Annotated in this window: 15 protein-coding genes; 12 read left to right on the forward strand and 3 right to left on the reverse strand. The window is 38.5% G+C overall.

The window, feature by feature from the left end; translation table 11 throughout:
- Positions 1-29 precede the first annotated feature (29 nt).
- A complete protein-coding gene (locus tag BVH02_RS21355) occupies positions 30-197 on the forward strand; it encodes a hypothetical protein (RefSeq protein ID WP_158093848.1) in 168 nt (55 codons plus the stop codon).
- 37 nt (positions 198-234) lie between these two features.
- A complete protein-coding gene (locus BVH02_RS02150; RefSeq protein WP_086498384.1) occupies positions 235-1,278 on the forward strand; it encodes an endonuclease/exonuclease/phosphatase family protein in 1,044 nt (347 codons plus the stop codon).
- Between the two features lie 8 nt (positions 1,279-1,286).
- Here the strand turns inward: BVH02_RS02150 and BVH02_RS02155 are convergent, their stop codons facing one another.
- A complete protein-coding gene (locus BVH02_RS02155; protein ID WP_086498387.1) occupies positions 1,287-3,542 on the reverse strand; it encodes an efflux RND transporter permease subunit in 2,256 nt (751 codons plus the stop codon).
- Positions 3,543-3,677: 135 nt separating this feature from the next.
- Between BVH02_RS02155 and BVH02_RS02160 the strand changes: the two genes are divergently transcribed.
- Complete coding sequence (locus BVH02_RS02160; RefSeq protein WP_086498389.1) at positions 3,678-4,472, forward strand: thymidylate synthase; 795 nt, start codon at positions 3,678-3,680, stop codon at positions 4,470-4,472.
- A 102-nt stretch (positions 4,473-4,574) separates the two neighbouring features.
- Positions 4,575-5,273: a PKD domain-containing protein gene (locus BVH02_RS02165; protein ID WP_086498392.1), complete on the forward strand. Its 699-nt coding sequence runs from the start codon at positions 4,575-4,577 to the stop codon at positions 5,271-5,273.
- 63 nt (positions 5,274-5,336) lie between these two features.
- Here the strand turns inward: BVH02_RS02165 and BVH02_RS02170 are convergent, their stop codons facing one another.
- Positions 5,337-8,165: a S9 family peptidase gene (locus tag BVH02_RS02170; RefSeq protein ID WP_086498394.1), complete on the reverse strand. Its 2,829-nt coding sequence runs from the start codon at positions 8,163-8,165 to the stop codon at positions 5,337-5,339.
- 5 nt (positions 8,166-8,170) lie between these two features.
- Positions 8,171-10,090, reverse strand: coding sequence for a M14 family metallopeptidase (locus tag BVH02_RS02175; RefSeq protein ID WP_086498396.1), 1,920 nt, complete (start codon positions 10,088-10,090; stop codon positions 8,171-8,173).
- Positions 10,091-10,494: 404 nt separating this feature from the next.
- On the opposite strand from BVH02_RS02175, the gene BVH02_RS02180 reads away from it, so the two are divergent.
- The 8 genes from BVH02_RS02180 to BVH02_RS02215 all read left to right on the forward strand — a co-directional run bounded on the left by BVH02_RS02180 (position 10,495) and on the right by BVH02_RS02215 (position 17,203).
- Positions 10,495-10,968, forward strand: a complete 474-nt coding sequence (locus BVH02_RS02180) for an Lrp/AsnC ligand binding domain-containing protein (RefSeq protein ID WP_086498399.1) — start codon at positions 10,495-10,497, stop codon at positions 10,966-10,968.
- A gap of 232 nt (positions 10,969-11,200) precedes the next feature.
- Positions 11,201-12,646 carry a Fe-S cluster assembly protein SufB gene (gene sufB, locus BVH02_RS02185; RefSeq protein WP_086498401.1) on the forward strand — a complete coding sequence of 482 codons (1,446 nt, stop codon included), beginning with the start codon at positions 11,201-11,203 and terminating at the stop codon, positions 12,644-12,646.
- Positions 12,647-12,695: 49 nt separating this feature from the next.
- Entirely contained in the window at positions 12,696-13,460 is a 765-nt protein-coding gene (gene sufC / locus BVH02_RS02190; protein WP_086498956.1) for a Fe-S cluster assembly ATPase SufC, read from the forward strand.
- Positions 13,461-13,482: 22 nt separating this feature from the next.
- Positions 13,483-14,751 carry a Fe-S cluster assembly protein SufD gene (sufD, locus tag BVH02_RS02195; RefSeq protein ID WP_086498404.1) on the forward strand — a complete coding sequence of 423 codons (1,269 nt, stop codon included), beginning with the start codon at positions 13,483-13,485 and terminating at the stop codon, positions 14,749-14,751.
- Between the two features lie 2 nt (positions 14,752-14,753).
- Positions 14,754-15,977, forward strand: a complete 1,224-nt coding sequence (locus tag BVH02_RS02200) for a cysteine desulfurase (RefSeq protein WP_086498406.1) — start codon at positions 14,754-14,756, stop codon at positions 15,975-15,977.
- On the forward strand, positions 15,974-16,405 hold the full coding sequence (locus BVH02_RS02205) for a SufE family protein (protein WP_086498408.1): 432 nt from the start codon (positions 15,974-15,976) through the stop codon (positions 16,403-16,405). The genes BVH02_RS02200 and BVH02_RS02205 overlap by 4 nt, the downstream gene beginning before the upstream one ends.
- A gap of 4 nt (positions 16,406-16,409) precedes the next feature.
- On the forward strand, positions 16,410-16,754 hold the full coding sequence (locus BVH02_RS02210; protein ID WP_086498958.1) for an iron-sulfur cluster assembly protein: 345 nt from the start codon (positions 16,410-16,412) through the stop codon (positions 16,752-16,754).
- Positions 16,755-16,780: 26 nt separating this feature from the next.
- A complete protein-coding gene (locus BVH02_RS02215; protein ID WP_086498412.1) occupies positions 16,781-17,203 on the forward strand; it encodes a BrxA/BrxB family bacilliredoxin in 423 nt (140 codons plus the stop codon).
- Positions 17,204-17,274: the final 71 nt, after the last annotated feature.

A 17,274-nucleotide genomic window follows, 5' to 3' on the forward strand; every position in this document is an offset into this window, starting at 1 on the left:
TTTCTATCGAAATAACTAATATTTAGTAAATGAGCAAAATTATAGCCTCTATTTCATCATTTGTACTCCAATCATTTGCTTCAGAAGCAAAAATTCTACCTTTACGAATCAGCTTGAATGAATTCTGGGGATGGATAATCAATTGGATCAAAGATTGCTCAGGAGCTAATACGCTAAACACCAAAATAGGATCATGATACATTGCACAATATATTACGGCATCAATTTTATTTCATGAAGATCATTATTTGGCTCATTTTTGCCCTTACCCTTGTGTTGTTTGCCAGTGTTTACATCTCACCAGAGTATTTTCGATACGTAGGACTTTTGCCGTTTTTTATCCCTGTGATTTTACTTGTAAATCTTTTTCTACTAGTAATATTAATTCTTTCTTGGCGAAAAATAGCCTTCTTACCTCTATTAGCCTTGCTAATAGGGTATAAGTTTTTCATTGCTACATTCCAGATTCACCCCAAACACGAAGCTTCAGAAGGGCTTAAGGTACTCTCCTATAATGCGCATATGTTCTTTGACAATCCAAAAAGTGAGACTACACCTGAATCAAATGTACTTTCTTGGCTACAAGATCAGCCGGCAGATGTGAAAGTATTTCAGGAGTTTTATCAGGATAACACTACCCCCTCTCGAGATGCATTGAAAATTCTCGGCAAGAATTCAAACTATAAAGTCTCATATCACATTACTGATGGCAATTCTAAGAAAAGGTCCAACGGACTGGCCATTTTTTCCAAGTACCCAATTATCAATGATGGAAAGGTATTTGATGCGCAAGGAACAAATGGTGCAATTTTCGCAGACATTTTAGTAAAAAATGACACTATCAGAATTTACAATGCTCACCTAGAGTCAATGCGCATTGATTCTGATGCTCTAGAAAATCTAGAAGGTGTTAAAGAAAATTATAGACAAACCTTGGGGAAATTGCAAAGAGGAAGTTTGGCTAGAAGCAAACAACTCAAAGTGCTTTTGGAGCATATGAAAAATAGTCCTCATGCATTAATTCTACTCGGTGATTTGAATGAAATACCTTACTCGTACACCTATTTCAAATTAGGTGAAGATTATGAAAATGCATTTGAAAATGCTGGAAGAGGCTTCGGATTCACGTATAATCGTATCTTGTTTTTTCTGAGAATTGACCATATTTTCTCAAGCAAAAAGCTCAAAGCAATAGAATTTAAAACACATACTGAAGTAGACTACTCAGATCATTATCCTATATCGGCTACTTTTGCATGGGACAGTTTTGGCCAATAGCAGGGAATTTATGCATGCTTAAATTTATTCTCCCACATTTTTTTCAATGGTAAAAGCAAGAGTGGCAACAACATTAAATCTGCTAACAAGGCAAAAATCATAGAAGCAGAAATCAGTAAACCTGTGAAATGTGTTACGCCAAATTGGCTGAAAATTAATAGACTGAATCCTGCAGTTAGAATCACTGTCGTCAAAACTATCGCTTTTCCAGTTTCCAAAAACGTGCGTTTTAGTGCGTAAATCAAGTTCTTGCCTAAACTCAATTCCTGCTTAAGCCTACTCATAAAGTGTATGCTATCATCGACAGCTATACCAAATGCAACTGTAAACAGAATTGCAGTAGTCAGCTTAAATTCTATACCCAAAAGATACATCAAGCCCAACAACCAAATTAGTGGGATGAAATTGGGAATTAGAAGCAAAAAAGAGATTCTCCAGGATCGGAATAAAAAGCCAACAATAATCCCTACCAACAAAAAAGCTACTCCTAAGCCCTTAGCCATTTGAAGAGTAACGGATCTATGTCCTTTATCTATCAAATGCGCTGTACCTGTCCAGCGTAGGTAAATCAAATCAGAATCAATTTCCTCTCTTACAAATTGATTTAATTCATCACGAAGTTCTGTCATCTTCAGGGAGCCAAGATCTGGGGTCCTGGCACTAATTCTACCTGATTTTCTATTCTTTGAGATCACCTTCGAGTCACTTTTCTCTAAGGCCACTTCCAGCCATTGATTCATCCGTTGTCGCTGTCCTCGTGAAGGCATGGTGAATGCTTTCGGGTCGCCTTGATTCTGTGCTTGATTGATTGATTTCACTAGAGTAAGCGGTGAAATAATCTGCCCTTCTCCGAATAACTCTAGGATTTTATTTTCTACTTTTTCCAGTTCTTGCAATACTTCATAATCGAGTAAAGAAGTAGCGCCATTTCCTACAGCTACGTAAATCTCTAAGGGATTTGAACCTCCATATTGTGTATTGAAATATTCGAAATCCTGCTGTATCGGGTGGTTCAATGGCAAATTATCTAAAAGATACCCATTGATTTTCAATGTGGAACCCAAGGCAATACAAGCCAACGTTATCCCCAAAAATGAAAACTTAATCCATTTTTTATGCTTGAGTTGCCATGAGAAAATGAAAAGTAACACACTAGGCCTTTCTAATTTATCGGTGACACGGGAGATCGTAATAGGAAACAGGTATAATAATCCTGGCGCAACAAGTATCAATGCACCAAACATGATTAAGACGCCTAAGCCAGTGCTCCAACCGAAATCCTGCAAAGCTGGAATACTTGTAAAATAGAGTGAGATAAATCCCAGGGAAGTAGTAAGAATCGTCAACCAAACTGGCACAATTAATTCATTGAACACTTCTCGAATCGCCTGTTCCTTGACCGTCCCCTCCTTTAGTTTCTTGATCAGATGTGTAAAAAAATGTATCAAGGCACTTAAGCCTACAATCATAAAAATGGTAGGCTGCATCACTGACATTACATCTAGTGGCTTGCCCATGAAAATCAACAAACCAAAAGCCCATGCAACACCTATAATCAAAACTATAAGCGGAATAAGTACACCCCAGACTGATCTGAAAATCAATACCAGCAAAATCAACATTAGAACAATTGAGCATCCGAAAAACAGCCCAAATTCATCTTGCATTAGCTGTACAAAATCTCCCTGAGTTTGAATTTTCCCAGCTATCGCCTTTGGCTGAATTCCTTGCTCCTTGAAAACAGCTTTGATAGCAGCATAAAGAATATCTCCATCAGTTTTGGATATATTTTGTGCATTTCTGACATAAATCAAAATTGATTTCCCGTCCTTCGAAATCAATCCAGAGCGATATTGTTCTAGATTTTTCGAAGTCTTGTCCAAGGATTTTTCATCATTCCAATCAAGTACCTTTCTATTTCTCAATCCGAAAACCCCAATGATCGGTTGCTCCAAATTCAGAATAGAAATTACGGTATCAATCTTATCCAATTGTTGAATTGCTTCTTGAATCCGCATTGACCTATTTAAAAAATCAGGTCTGAAAAGTTCTCCATCTGGATTATCCAAGGCCAGAAGTAGGTAATCATTATCATTTTCAAACTGCTTTTTGAAATTTTGATAAAAATCTAAATCCTCATCATCCTGTGGAAAAAACGTCTCGAAATCGTAATTAAACTGAGGTATAGGTTGAAAAACGACTAGCGAAAAACTGAGAGCAAACGCAAAAAAGAGTAGAAGATAAGCAGGTGTTTTGCTAAACATTTGATGGATCAGGTGGATTTAATCTAGAATCAATTTTTCAAGTATAACAAGAATGAAGCTCCTTTGTGTTAAATGAATTCCATTTATTCTTTGAACTCGTTAACTTGCCGAAACTTGAAAATCAACTAATATAAGATGAAGCAATATCACGAATTGATGCGCAAAATCCTCGATGAAGGAGCTGTGAAAGGAGATAGAACAGGCACTGGAACAAGAAGCATTTTCGGGCATCAGATGCGGTTTGATTTATCAAAGGGTTTTCCAGTAGTCACTACCAAGAAACTTCATCTTCGTTCTATTATTATTGAGTTGCTTTGGTTCCTCAAAGGAGATTCTAACATCAAATACCTCAATGATAACAAGGTGTCAATTTGGAATGAATGGGCAGATGAGAATGGCGATCTGGGTCCAGTCTATGGCTATCAGTGGAGACATTGGCCCGATGGAAAAGGCGGAGAAATCGATCAAATCAAGAATCTTATACACCAAATCAAAACTAAACCGGATAGCCGTAGGCATATAGTCAGTGCTTGGAACGTAGCAGACGTGGACAACATGGCCTTACCTCCATGTCACACCATCTTTCAGTTTTATGTGGCTGATGGCAAGTTAAGTTGCCAGCTATATCAGCGAAGCGCCGATGTTTTTCTTGGCGTTCCTTTTAATATCGCTTCCTACGCTTTGTTTACGATGATGGTCGCCCAGGTCTGCGGATTAGAAGCCGGTGATTTCGTTCATACATTTGGCGATGCACATTTGTATTCCAACCACTTAGAGCAAGCCAAATTGCAACTGAGTCGTGAGATTAAAGAGCTGCCTACTATGAAAATCAATCCTGAAGTGATGGATATTTTTGAATTTAAGTATGAAGACTTTAAATTTTTGAATTATGATCCGCATCCACATATTAAGGCTGCAGTGGCAGTTTAATCTTATTAGAATCAGCTACTAAAAAAAAAATCATCATAAGTTATTGATAAAGAACAATTAGTTATACTTTACGTACTGTCTATCATACTTACGTAATCCTATATGAAACTAAACTATTTAAGTGTTTCGCTTTTAGCTATAATACTAGCTGGATGTTCATCGGATGATGAAAATCCCGTAATTAAAGCCGATTTTGAAGTATTATCAGACAGAACTTTCGCGTTTGTTCCAGTACAATTCGAAGCTGTTCCTAATAGTGCCTATGCTTATTTCTGGGATTTCGGCAATGGGAAATCTTCGAATGAGAAAACAGTTTATCCAATCTATGAAGAACCAGGCACCTACACTGTAAGTTTAACTACTACCTCGCTCAATAAAGTAAAAAATACGGTGAGCAAGGAGATAAAAATTGGAGCTTACTTCATTACAAAAATTACTGCATTACCATATGAAGGATATGCAAATGAAAATCTAAGCTTTATAATAGAGCAGAAAAAAGAAGTGGGGAACGTTTCTCTCGAGCAACACAATATATCTTCTGAAGAAATTTCTACGGGTAATCCTTTTCAGATTCCCACTTCAAAAATATACTTTAGTGGTGCTAATTTCGATTTAGGTTTTCCGATTTTTAGAATTTTTGAATCAAACAATCCTAATGAAATTCTCAATTCTTATAACCTAGGTAGTGTAATAAAATTGGAGTTGAACGAGGATAAAACTTTTGGTAAAGGATTTCAAGAATTGGGATTTCGATCTCCTTATAATTTTGAATTTGAATTCATTTATGATTACGTAGATTAATGTTTTAAACAACATAGAAAAGCCTTGAATCGAAAGATTCAGGGCTTTTCTATTTTAAATTATTTATGGATTCAATTCATACTTAAGCGTTTTGCCTTTCTCCACCGCTGGCAAACCTTCCGTCATCCAAAGTGGTGCAGGAGCTCCTTTCAGGTAATGGTCAAAGAATTGACTCAAACGCACCGAAAGATCTTTTCTGTTTTTACGCTGAACCAGGTTATGGTCTTCACCATTGTATTGCAGGAGCCAAGCTGGCTGATTTAATCTTTTTAATGCCATAAACATCTCAATTCCCTGATACCATGGCACAGAACCATCTTCGTCGTTGTGCATGATCAAAACTGGTGTATTCACCCTATCCATAAAGAACAGTGGAGAGTTCTCTATATAATAAAGTGGTTTTTCCCAAAGGGTACCTCCTATCCTAGATTGAGTTTGCTCATACTGGAACATACGGCTCATTCCTGTCCCCCATCTGATTCCGCCATAAGCTGAAGTCATATTAACAACAGGTGCACCAGCACCAGCAGCTTTGAACATATTAGTTCTAGTAATCAGGTGAGCGACTTGATACCCACCCCAACTTTGTCCTTGAATCGCCATGTTATCAGCATCTACAAAACCTTTAGCAACTATCGACTGAACTCCTGGAATAATGCAGTTGTACGCACTTGGTCCTGGCAGTCCTAGTTCATATTTGATATCCGGCACAAAAACCAGGTAATCGTTGCTGACAAAATATGGAATATTTATCGTGGATGCACTTGGAGCTGGAGCTCTGTAATTGTGCAGACCGTCACTATTTCTCTCATAGAAATAAACCATCAGTGGATATTTCTTCTTAGCGTCAAAGTTTTCAGGTTTAAACAATAAACCTTGCAGTGGCTCTCCATCATTGGTCAAGTAATCCACTAATTCCACAGAACCCCAGTTTACGTTTGCTTGCTGAGGATTTAGGGCGGAAACTTTTTTGAGGTTTTTGAAAGTGAGATCACCTAGATATAAGTCAGGATTCTCAGCATAAGTAGATTTATTGAGTATAACCTCTGTGCTTTCCTCTGCTTTGGTCAAACCATAATATCTATTTGCCGACATGACCAACTGTTTAGGAGCTGACTTTCCGTCAAATGAACCTGTGTAATAACCAGCATCCTTGGTCTTTTCATTGAATACGGTAAGAAGTAATTGTCCTTTTGGATCAATGCTCCTCTCTTCTCGATCAAGATCTTGTCTTCTGAAAACTAACTCAGATTTTCTACCTTCACCCTGTGTCAGATTTACTGCTCCAGATGGATTCTTTGGATCAATTTTCCAAATATCAAATCTATCATAAACCAAAAATGCTTTGTCCTCAGCTAACCAACCTGCGTTTCCATAACTTCCTGGACGCGAAGGGGAATCGTGTAATTCCTCGTAAAAAACCTCTGATATTCCTTCTGTAAGATTAATTTTTGCTTTTTGACCTACATCATAGGCCACCCAACTACTATCGCGACTGTCATACCAATAAACGTACGTTCCTTCAGGGGAAATAGAAGGTGAACCAGAAGCATCTTTCTCGATCAAGGTTTTTTGTCCAGTCTTAAAATCCACCAAGTACAAATCTCTTCCAGTCTGAATATCCCAAGAATAGTTGATCCTGTAAGGTGCATCAGACCAAGCTATCCCAAAGTCGCGCTCAACTTTTGATTCTAAGCTTACATTCTTAACATCCAAATCTGCGAGTTGAATGATTTTATTGGAAGCTAAATCTATCGTAGCTAAATAAGAGAACTTTTCCTCACGACCTTTATTCTTCAACTGCATAGGCTGAATCTCAGAATCCTGCCATCCCCAAATATCCAAACTTACTCGTTCTTCATCCAAAATCGTCGTGTCGTTTGCATAGCTATAATCCACGTAATCAGGAACTACTCCAAAAAATAAACGTTGCTCATTCTCCGAAAATTTTAGATTCCCATCGGCGCTAATTCTTCCATTTTTCAAAATCCCTTCAGAGTCTTTAGAAGCTAGTTCCTTTACTTTTGCAGTCTTGGTTTCAGCAATAAAAAGTGAATAATAAGGCTTCTTCGCTTTGGTCGAATCATCAGTAGTAAGGTAAGCCAGGTAGTTTGATTCTGGAGAAAAGGTAAGGTCTGAATACGAAGTCATTCCTTCAGAAATCATTTTACTCTCACCATTAGCTAGATTAAGCAAGTAAATTGAGGCATTGTCCAAGGTATCTTCCTCAGCCAAAACATACTGTAAGAAATCTCCATTCTTAGAGAATCCAAAGGACTTCACCCGCTCGAAATCATAAATTACAGAACCATCTAATTTTCTTACTTGAAGTAAAGTACCATCTGTTTTCTTTGGCTTTTCTACCTTTGAGGTAGAGTCAGCTTCAGCCTTTTTATCAGTCTTAGCTTTCTCCTGCTTTTCTTTTTCAAAGTGAATCGCTATCCAATTTCCTGCTTTCTCAGGAGTAGCAAAAGATTTGACACGAGGAAGTTTTTCTAATTTCCCTCCGGCCAAATTGTATATAAAAAGACTGTCAGCAGGCATATCATCCTTCTTAGTCTTTTTCAGTTTCAGCATATAGACGGAGTCTTTCTCTGGCCCGATTTTCCCTACTGCAAATAAATTGTCTTCAGTAAAAATGTATGATTCCCCTCTAGGTATAACTTTGCGCTTACTTGGATCCTTAAAAGAAAAAATCTCTAACCTGCTATCTCCATCCTGAGGTCTCACTTGGTAGCCGACCCATTGTCCATTTTTTGTGATTTTCTGCGAACCCAAACTCTCCCATCCATCATAATCTGAATGAGTTAAAGATCTTTTTTGCTGCGCAAAAATGATGTGTGAACCTAAGAGAAGCACAATCAGGGTCACTCCAATTTTTTTAATCGTCATCGTTTTTATTTATTAATAATGAATTCTTGCTCGAAAAACCCTCCTCTAGTAGAGGACAATCTGATTTTCCCTTTGACCTCTTCCTTCCCATCCACTTGTACTTTGAATGTAGCAGACTTCGTCTCTCCAATTCCTGTATAGCCAGTATAAATAGTCTTGTCGTATAAATCTGGGCTCACAATTTTAACTTTTGCATCCTCATAACCTTTGGTTAATTCCTTGTCGAAGGTTAAGGAAACTCTATCCTCTTGAACGATTTTCACCAGCTTGGCCTGTTCAAGTGCAACAGGTAGTCCGCCAATATTTTTCCAAGAGATCGTAATTTCAAATTCCCCCTCGGAAATCTTCTTAACTCCTACTTTTTCAACCTTTAATTCTGGGAGTTTTTTAGCCATTGCGAGATTAAACAGTGCTTGCTTTTTAGCCCAGTTTTCCAGTTGCCAAGGAGGTCCATTTTGTCCGAAAAACTTAGGATGAAACCCGCCAATTTCTACCTCGCCAAGTGTTGGATGCGTCAAAGGAGTCCAGGATTTAAATCCATTTCCCTCATTCTCTTCTTCATCCCACATTAAGGCATCGTAGTCATCGTAAATACCATCTTCATTGTAATCCTTCATTGCGCCGTTATTCCACAGCTCATCTCCATACCAAATAGTGCCATAATAGAAGTATCCAAAATCTGGCCCATGACCAAATAGCGGAGTTGGCTTTAGCGGATCGCCAGTCATGCTGTTCACCTTATATCGAGTAGCATAGGTTTCATAGACATCTCCTGCCCACGGATAGCCTGTAAAAGACAAGCCCAATTCATCCATCTCTTTGTATATAGCCAGATCTGATGGATACATACGTTCTTCAGCTTTGGAAGTAGAAGGCGCTCTAAGATGCATTGGTACTCGGGTGTCCATAGAATTTACCACCGAAATATTCGGATGGGTCAGCATCCACATCACCGTAGATTTAGATTCTATCTCACTCATTGGGAATTCTCCAGCGCCATTCTGAGTATATCCTCGTCCGGTTAAATCTCCGCCAGTATCTGGACGCCAATTTTCAGGATAATTTCTATGAAGGTCTAACCCACCTATTCCATCCTCATTGTATTCTCCATCTCCATCATTATCAATTCCTTCAGAATACATCAAGTATTCTCCTTTCCCTGGAAAAACTCGCTTCATTAATTTTCCCGCCGGGTGAGCTGGATCTATTATATAATTCGCTTTTTCTAGTTCCTCAGGCGTAGTAGCCTTTTTCCTCAATTGATAAAGAATACCGTCTCCATCTAAATCTTCTCCTGGGTCTTCATCATACAATCCATCACGATCATTGTCATTTGGCTTAACTGTACTTCTATTGGCTTGTGCAGTATGCAGATACAAATTAGAACCGTCAGGATTATTCTGAGGTCTTAAATAAATTGCTTTACTGTCGATCAGATGGGTTATTTCTGAGTCCTTACCATAATTGGCTAGCAAGTTCTGTGTAAGCCAAAGTATTGATTCACTACTTGTAATTTCGCCGGAGTGTCTTCCCCCTTCAAAATATGCTGCAGGTTTGTCTGTATCCTTACCCGTTTTTTTGTTAGTAATGGTCATCTGCAAAATCGGCCTGCCCTCGTAGGATTTAGCAATTTCATAGAGTTCTACGATTTCAGGATATTGTTTAGCCCAGACTTCGTACCAATGGTACATCACATCTACCGTGTGATATTTGTCAAAAGTCAGCTGATCTGTAGGAAGGTATTCCACCTCTGGAAAATCATGTTTTTTGAAAAAAGAGGCTCCATGACGTTCTCCTGAAACTGTATGAAATTTGGCTAGGGTGTCCTGCTCAGAAAAAACCTTTGTTGAGATGAATGGTTTTACCTGAGCCACACCTATTCCAAAAATTAGTGATAAAGGAATAATTAGCAGAATTTTTTTCATGGAATTGAAGGTTATATCAAGTGCTAAAAATATAACGCCTCTAGACCATAACCCAACCGCTTAAAAAAAAATGGAACAACCCTCCTGTAGGTATTGATTAAGGATAGGAAAACAAAAAAGTCTCGCCAAAAGCGAGACCCTTTTCAGAATATAAACCCAAATATAACTTTAGAGATTAAAAGTTTCTGTTGAAATGAACTAAAGTTTGGCGATACAATTGATCTCAAATTTTAATTCGACTTTTTACTCTATGAACAAAATATTCAATTGAACATTTTTATCAAGTCCAAAGTAAGCAGATTTTGCTTTTAATTACAAATTGAAAAATAAATTTTGGTATATTTTGAACAATCTGTAATTTACAGGCAGATTTATTAACAATCATCCAAAATCACCCAATAAAAATGGACAAAATTTTAGATATCGATAACATAGACCTAAAAATCATTTCGCTTCTCAACGAAGATGCGAAGACTCCGTACACAGAAATCGCCAAAAAAGTCTTTGTTTCTTCAGGAACAGTTCATGTTCGAATGAAAAAACTGGAGGATATGGGTATTGTAAAAAGCGCGACTTTAAATATTGATTTTTCAAAACTTGGATATGACATCTCTGCATTCTTGGGGATATACCTTGAAAAGAGCTCACTTTATGACACAGTTATCGAGAAGCTAAAGACAATTTCAGAAGTAGTCAGTGCATATTATACAACAGGTAATTATTCAATCTTCGCTAAAATCATCTGCAGAGACACGAACCACCTAAGGTTGGTATTGGATAACATCCAGAAAGTTGAGGGGATTGATCGAACCGAGACTTTAATCGTTTTGGAGGAGTCCATCAACCGACCAATACAGTTTTTTGATAAAGAAAAATAGAACAATTAAGATTAAATCTAAACAAAAGATTTTTCATAGGTAATTAAAATCAAGAGTATTGAACCTTCAATACTTTTTTTTTGTCAATACCTTGCAGAATAGATGAAAAAGCGGTTTTCTATTGAACTTTTGTATGTTTGATACAATTATCCAATTGAATCAAAGGCAATATTTTCATTATATCTTATACCTTTGCAGGTAAAATGTAATTAGTCTAAATAACTCAGCAACAATGAGCAAAGACAATCAGATTTTAGAAGAACTAACGTCAAAAGAATACGAACACGGGTGGTCAGTAGACTATGAAGCTGATGAGGCTCCTATAGGCTTATCTGAAGGCACGATTAGATGGATTTCAGCTAAGAAGGAAGAACCTAAATGGCTTCTGGAATGGAGATTGAAAGCATTCAAAACATGGCAAGCCATGACGGAGCCTAAATGGGCAAATGTCCATTATCCAAAAATCGAGCTGCAATCACTTAAGTATTACTCTGCTCCTAAGCAAGGGAATAAGCCTAAGAACTTGGATGAAGTAGATCCTGAATTGCTTGATATCTATAAGCGTCTTGGGATTAACTTGAATGAGCAAAAGCGACTTCAAGGTATTGCAGTTGATGCTATACTTGATTCAGTTTCAGTAGCTACTACTTTCAAAGGCACGCTTTCCAAATTGGGAATTGTTTTTTGCTCTTTCAGCGAAGCTGTTAAAGAACATCCTGAATTGGTGAAGAAATATTTGGGGTCGGTAGTTCCGATGACAGATAATTACTATGCAGCCCTTAACTCTGCAGTATTTTCTGACGGATCCTTCTGCTATATTCCTAAAGGAGTTCGTTGCCCAATGGAGCTTTCTACTTATTTCCGAATCAACGCTGCAAATACTGGTCAATTCGAAAGAACGTTAATCGTAGCTGAAGATGAATCCTATTGCAGCTATTTGGAAGGCTGTACTGCGCCCCAACGGGATGAAAATCAACTGCATGCAGCAGTAGTGGAAATCTACGCCGGAGCTCATGCGGAAGTTAAATACTCAACGGTACAGAACTGGTTCCCAGGAAGCAAAGAAGGCGTGGGTGGTATTTACAATTTCGTTACAAAACGAGGAATATGCGCTGGTGATTTCTCCAAGATCTCTTGGACACAGGTAGAAACAGGTTCTGCAGTCACATGGAAATACCCATCTTGTATCCTAAAAGGAGACAATTCAATCGGAGAATTCTATTCTGTAGCAGTAACCAATAACTACCAGCAAGCAGATACTGGAACGAAAATGATTCACATTGGTAAAAACACCAAATCTAGAATCGTATCCAAAGGTATTTCTGCAGGAAAATCGCAGAACTCCTATCGCGGACAAGTACAAGTGATGAAGCGTGCTACCAATGCACGTAACTTCTCTCAATGTGATTCCTTATTAATGGGCGATCGCTGTGGAGCACATACTTTCCCGTACATCGACATCCAAAACTCAACAGCTAAAGTGGAGCACGAGGCTACTACTTCAAAGATCGGAGCAGACCAGCTATTCTATTGCAACCAACGTGGTATCTCTACTGAGGATGCTGTTGCGTTGATCGTGAATGGTTATGCCAAAGAGGTTTTGAATCAATTGCCGATGGAATTTGCTGTGGAAGCACAGAAGCTACTGGCTTTGACTCTCGAAGGATCAGTTGGCTAAGCCGATTGCAAGATTGAATGATTTGAATATTGAAAGATTAGAACATATTATGTTATCTATAAAAAATTTACACGCCTCTATCGAAGGGACTCCAATCCTAAGAGGTATTAACCTAGAAGTGAAAGCTGGCGAAGTTCATGCAATCATGGGTCCAAATGGTTCAGGTAAATCTACCTTGGCTTCAGTTTTGGCAGGTAGAGAAGAATATGAAGTAACAGAAGGTGAAGTTTCATTCAAGGGAATAAATCTCCTTGATCTTTCTCCAGAAGATAGAGCTAGAGAAGGTGTTTTTCTTGCTTTCCAATATCCTGTTGAGATCCCAGGTGTTAGCTCAACGAATTTCTTGAGAACTGCAGTGAATCAAGTGAGAGAATACCGTGGCGAAGAAGCACTTGATGCGGTAAAGTTCTTAACCTTGATGAAAGAAAAAATGAGGCTAGTTGAGATCGATCAGAAGTTATTAAGTAGATCTCTCAACGAAGGTTTCTCAGGTGGAGAAAAGAAAAGAAACGAGATCTTCCAAATGGCAATGCTCGCTCCTACCCTTTCTATCCTTGATGAGACGGATTCAGGTTTGGATATCGATGCACTTCGTATCGTATCAAATGGCGTGAATCAGCTGAAGACAAAAGATAACGCAACCATCGTTGTTACTCACTATCAAAGACTGTTGGATCACATAGTTCCTGATTTTGTACACGTTTTATATAATGGGCAAATTGTAAAATCAGGCACTAAAGAGCTTGCACTAGAGCTAGAAGAAAAAGGATACGATTGGATCAAAGACGAAGTTGATTCCAAGGCTACCGTTTGATTTTCATCCTAAAACATCACTCATGAGTACGCTTATAAAAGAAGATATACTTGTGGAATTATTGGCAACAACAGGCACTGGCTTCGAGGAAGTTAGAGCTGCAGGAAAGCAAGCTTTCCAAGTCCAAGGATTCCCTACCAATAAATCAGAAGAGTACAAATTTACCGCGATCACTAAAAAGATTGAGCAAAGCATCCAAAACTTTGCGCCTGCAGCGCCTTTCACGGTGACTGCTGAGGAAGTGAATGCAAATATATTCGAAGGTTATGCTGGCGATGTGCTTGTGTTTGCCAACGGACATTTTGCTCCAGCACTTTCATCTACTATTGAAGGGGTGGAAGTTTCTCTACTTTCAGAAAAAAGTAGTATTGCTCTAGGAAGCATTGCAAAGCCGGAAAAAGATCCATTTTGCGCATTGAACCAAAGTTCTTTCGAAGGTGGAATTTTCATTTCCGTTCCGAAAAAGGCCCAGATTCAAAAGCCAATCCTCTTATTGAATTTCTTTAAAGCGACTGCTGGACAAGTGATTCAACCGAGAGTATGGATTGAAGCGGGAGATTTTGCTGAAGTAACCTTTATTAATCACAGCGTAAACCTTAGCGACATCCCTTACTTTGTCAATAAAGTTGTAGAGGTGAAAGGCGGAGTCAATACACAGATTCGCTATTACAAGCTTCAAAATGAAGGTAAAAATGTAATCGAAGTAAGCAACATCGAAACTGACATCCAGAAAGACGCAAGATTTACATCTGTGAATATTTCTCTTTCAGGTGAAATGGTTAGAAATAACTTGACTTTAAATATCCTAGGAAGTAATTCTGAAGGAAATATGTACGGCCTGTATTTGCTAAACGGCAAGACTCACGTAGATAATCATACGAATGTAGATCACACCGTGCCTCATTGCGAATCAAATGAGTTGTATAAAGGTGTCCTTGCGGACAATTCACGAGGAGTTTTCAATGGGAAAATCTTCGTAAGACAGGATGCACAGAAGACCAATGCTTTTCAGCAAAACAGCAATATTCTGCTTTCCGATGATGCTGTGGTCAATACCAAGCCACAACTTGAAATCTGGGCGGACGATGTAAAATGCTCTCACGGCTGTACTACTGGTCAGCTGGATGAAGAAGCATTATTCTATCTTCAGGCAAGAGGAATTGGCAAATTGCAGGCAAAAGGGTTGTTGCTTTATGCATTCACAGGCGAGGTCATGGATTATATCACAGACCAAAGTTTCCGTGAGTATTGCATCGCACAAGTACAAGATCGCTTAGGAAGCAATTTGTAAAAATGAGATTAGACATAGGAAAAATCAGAGGTTTATTTCCGGTACTTCATCAAGAAGTACATGGAAAGCCTTTGGTCTATTTTGACAATGCTGCTACGACTCAAAAGCCTCAGTCTGTACTGGACGCTTTGACTAAGTACTACGAAAAAGATAATTCCAATATTCACCGTGGCGCCCATGCATTAGCTGACAGAGCTACTCGCTATTTCGAAGAAAGTCGAGAAGCAATTCAGCAGTTCATTAATGCACGCGAATCAGCTGAGGTGATTTTCACCAAAGGAACTACAGAAGGAATCAACTTGGTTGCTTCTACTTTTGGGAGAAAAAATGTAGGAAAAGGAGACGAGATCATCATTTCCACACTGGAGCATCATTCTAATATTGTTCCTTGGCAAATGCTCTGCGAAGAGAAAGGTGCAACCCTTAAAATCATACCCATCAATGATGCTGGAGAGATTATCTTCGAAGAATTCGAAAAACTACTTTCTTCTAAGACAAAATTAGTCAGTATTGTTCATGCATCTAATGCGCTTGGAACTATCAATCCTGTCCAGAATGTAATAGATGCCGCACATGCTGTTGGTGCAAAGGTGCTGTTGGATGGAGCGCAAAGCGCAAGTCATTTGGAAATCGACGTTCAAAAATTGAATTGCGATTTCTTTGTATTCTCTGCACACAAGCTGTATGGACCTACGGGATTGGGCTGTTTGTATGGCAAAAGAGAAGTTTTTGAAAATATGCCTCCCTACCAAGGTGGTGGAGAAATGATCAAAGAGGTTACATTTGAAAAGACGACTTACAATGTCATTCCTTTCAAATTCGAAGCAGGAACTCCAAATATTGCTGACGTAATCGCTTTCAAAGCGGCTATTGAATTTATTAACGATCTTGGCAAAGATGCCATTAGAAGTTATGAAGATGAATTGCTCGCGTATGCCAACGAACAGCTGACGCAAATCAAGGGCTTTATCCCAGTTGGGACTGCCAATGAGAAGGTAAGTGTACTTTCTTTCAACATTAAATCTATGCATCCTTACGATGTGGGAATGATGCTTGATGCTAATGGGATTGCAGTGAGAACTGGTCATCATTGCACGCAACCGCTGATGAAAAGATTGGGGATCGAAGGAACAGTTAGAGCATCATTTGCTGTATATAATTCCAAAGCTGAGATAGATAAATTAGTGGAAGGTGTAAGCCGAATAGCCAGAATAAAGAATAAATGAGCAGTATCGACGAAGTTCAAGATGAGATAGTATCAGAGTTTGAAATCCTTGGGGATGACAAAGAGTCTACTATTTATTACATCATGGAAATAGGCGGAAGCTTAGAAGAGTTTCCAGATAAACAAAGAATTGAGGAGAATACCATCAAAGGCTGTCAATCAAAGGTTTGGCTGATCGCTGAGGAAAAAGATGGTAAAGTCCATTTCAGGGCAGATTCTAATACTGATATCACCAAAGGCTTAATTACGCTTTTGTTGAGAGTATTGAACTATCGAAGCCCAGAAGAGATTATTAATGCGAAGCTTGATTTCGTAGAAAGAATCGGAATGGGCTCGATCATCGGAAGCCAGCGATCAAATGGATTTGCATCGATGATTAAGCAAATTAAATTATACGCTCTGGCTTTTCAAGCCAAGCAAAATGCCTGATAGTATGTCAACAGAAAGTAACACAGAAGCATCCGTAGGACAAATAGAAAACCTCAAGGAAAAGGTAGTCACAGCGATAAGGTTAGTATATGATCCTGAGATCCCTGTAGATGTTTATGACCTAGGTTTAATCTATGAGATCACTGTTTACCCTGTAAACAATGTGTATGTATTGATGACACTGACTTCACCAAATTGTCCCTCGGCAGAATTCATTCCTTCAGAGATAAAGGATAAAATCCAGCAGATTCAAGGAATTAATAATGTGGAAATTGAATTAACATTTGATCCACCCTATTCTCAGGATATGATGTCGGAAGCTGCTAAGCTTGAATTAGGTTTTTTATAATTAAGAATTAAAAAAATAGTAATAATATGTATCCAGAAGAATTGATCGCTCCTATGAGAGCGGAGCTTTCCAGCGTAGGATTTGAAGAGTTCAGAACTGCTGAGCAAGTTGCGACGCATCTTGGTCCAGACCATAAAGGAACTACCCTTATTGTAGTGAACTCAGTATGTGGTTGTGCAGCAGGAGCTGCTAGACCAGGGATAACTTTTGCTGTGGAAAATGCCAAAATAAAACCATCGACACTTGCTACAGTTTTTGCAGGAAACGATAAAGGTGCTGTGGAGAAACTTAGAGAGCTATGTCTTCCTTATCCTCCATCCTCGCCAGCAATGGCATTATTCAAAGATGGTGAGTTGGTTCATTTCGTAGAACGTCATCATATCGAAGGAAGAACAGCTAAAATGATCGGAGATCATTTAGTAGAAGTATTCGAGCATTTTTGCGCATAAATATTAGCCCTGCGGGGCTTTTTTTATTATAAAAAACAAACAATCAGGAATTTATAATTCAACCTATTTAA

The organism is Algoriphagus ratkowskyi, assembly GCF_002150505.1.
In the GTDB taxonomy this organism is placed as follows: Bacteria; Bacteroidota; Bacteroidia; order Cytophagales; family Cyclobacteriaceae; genus Algoriphagus; species Algoriphagus ratkowskyi.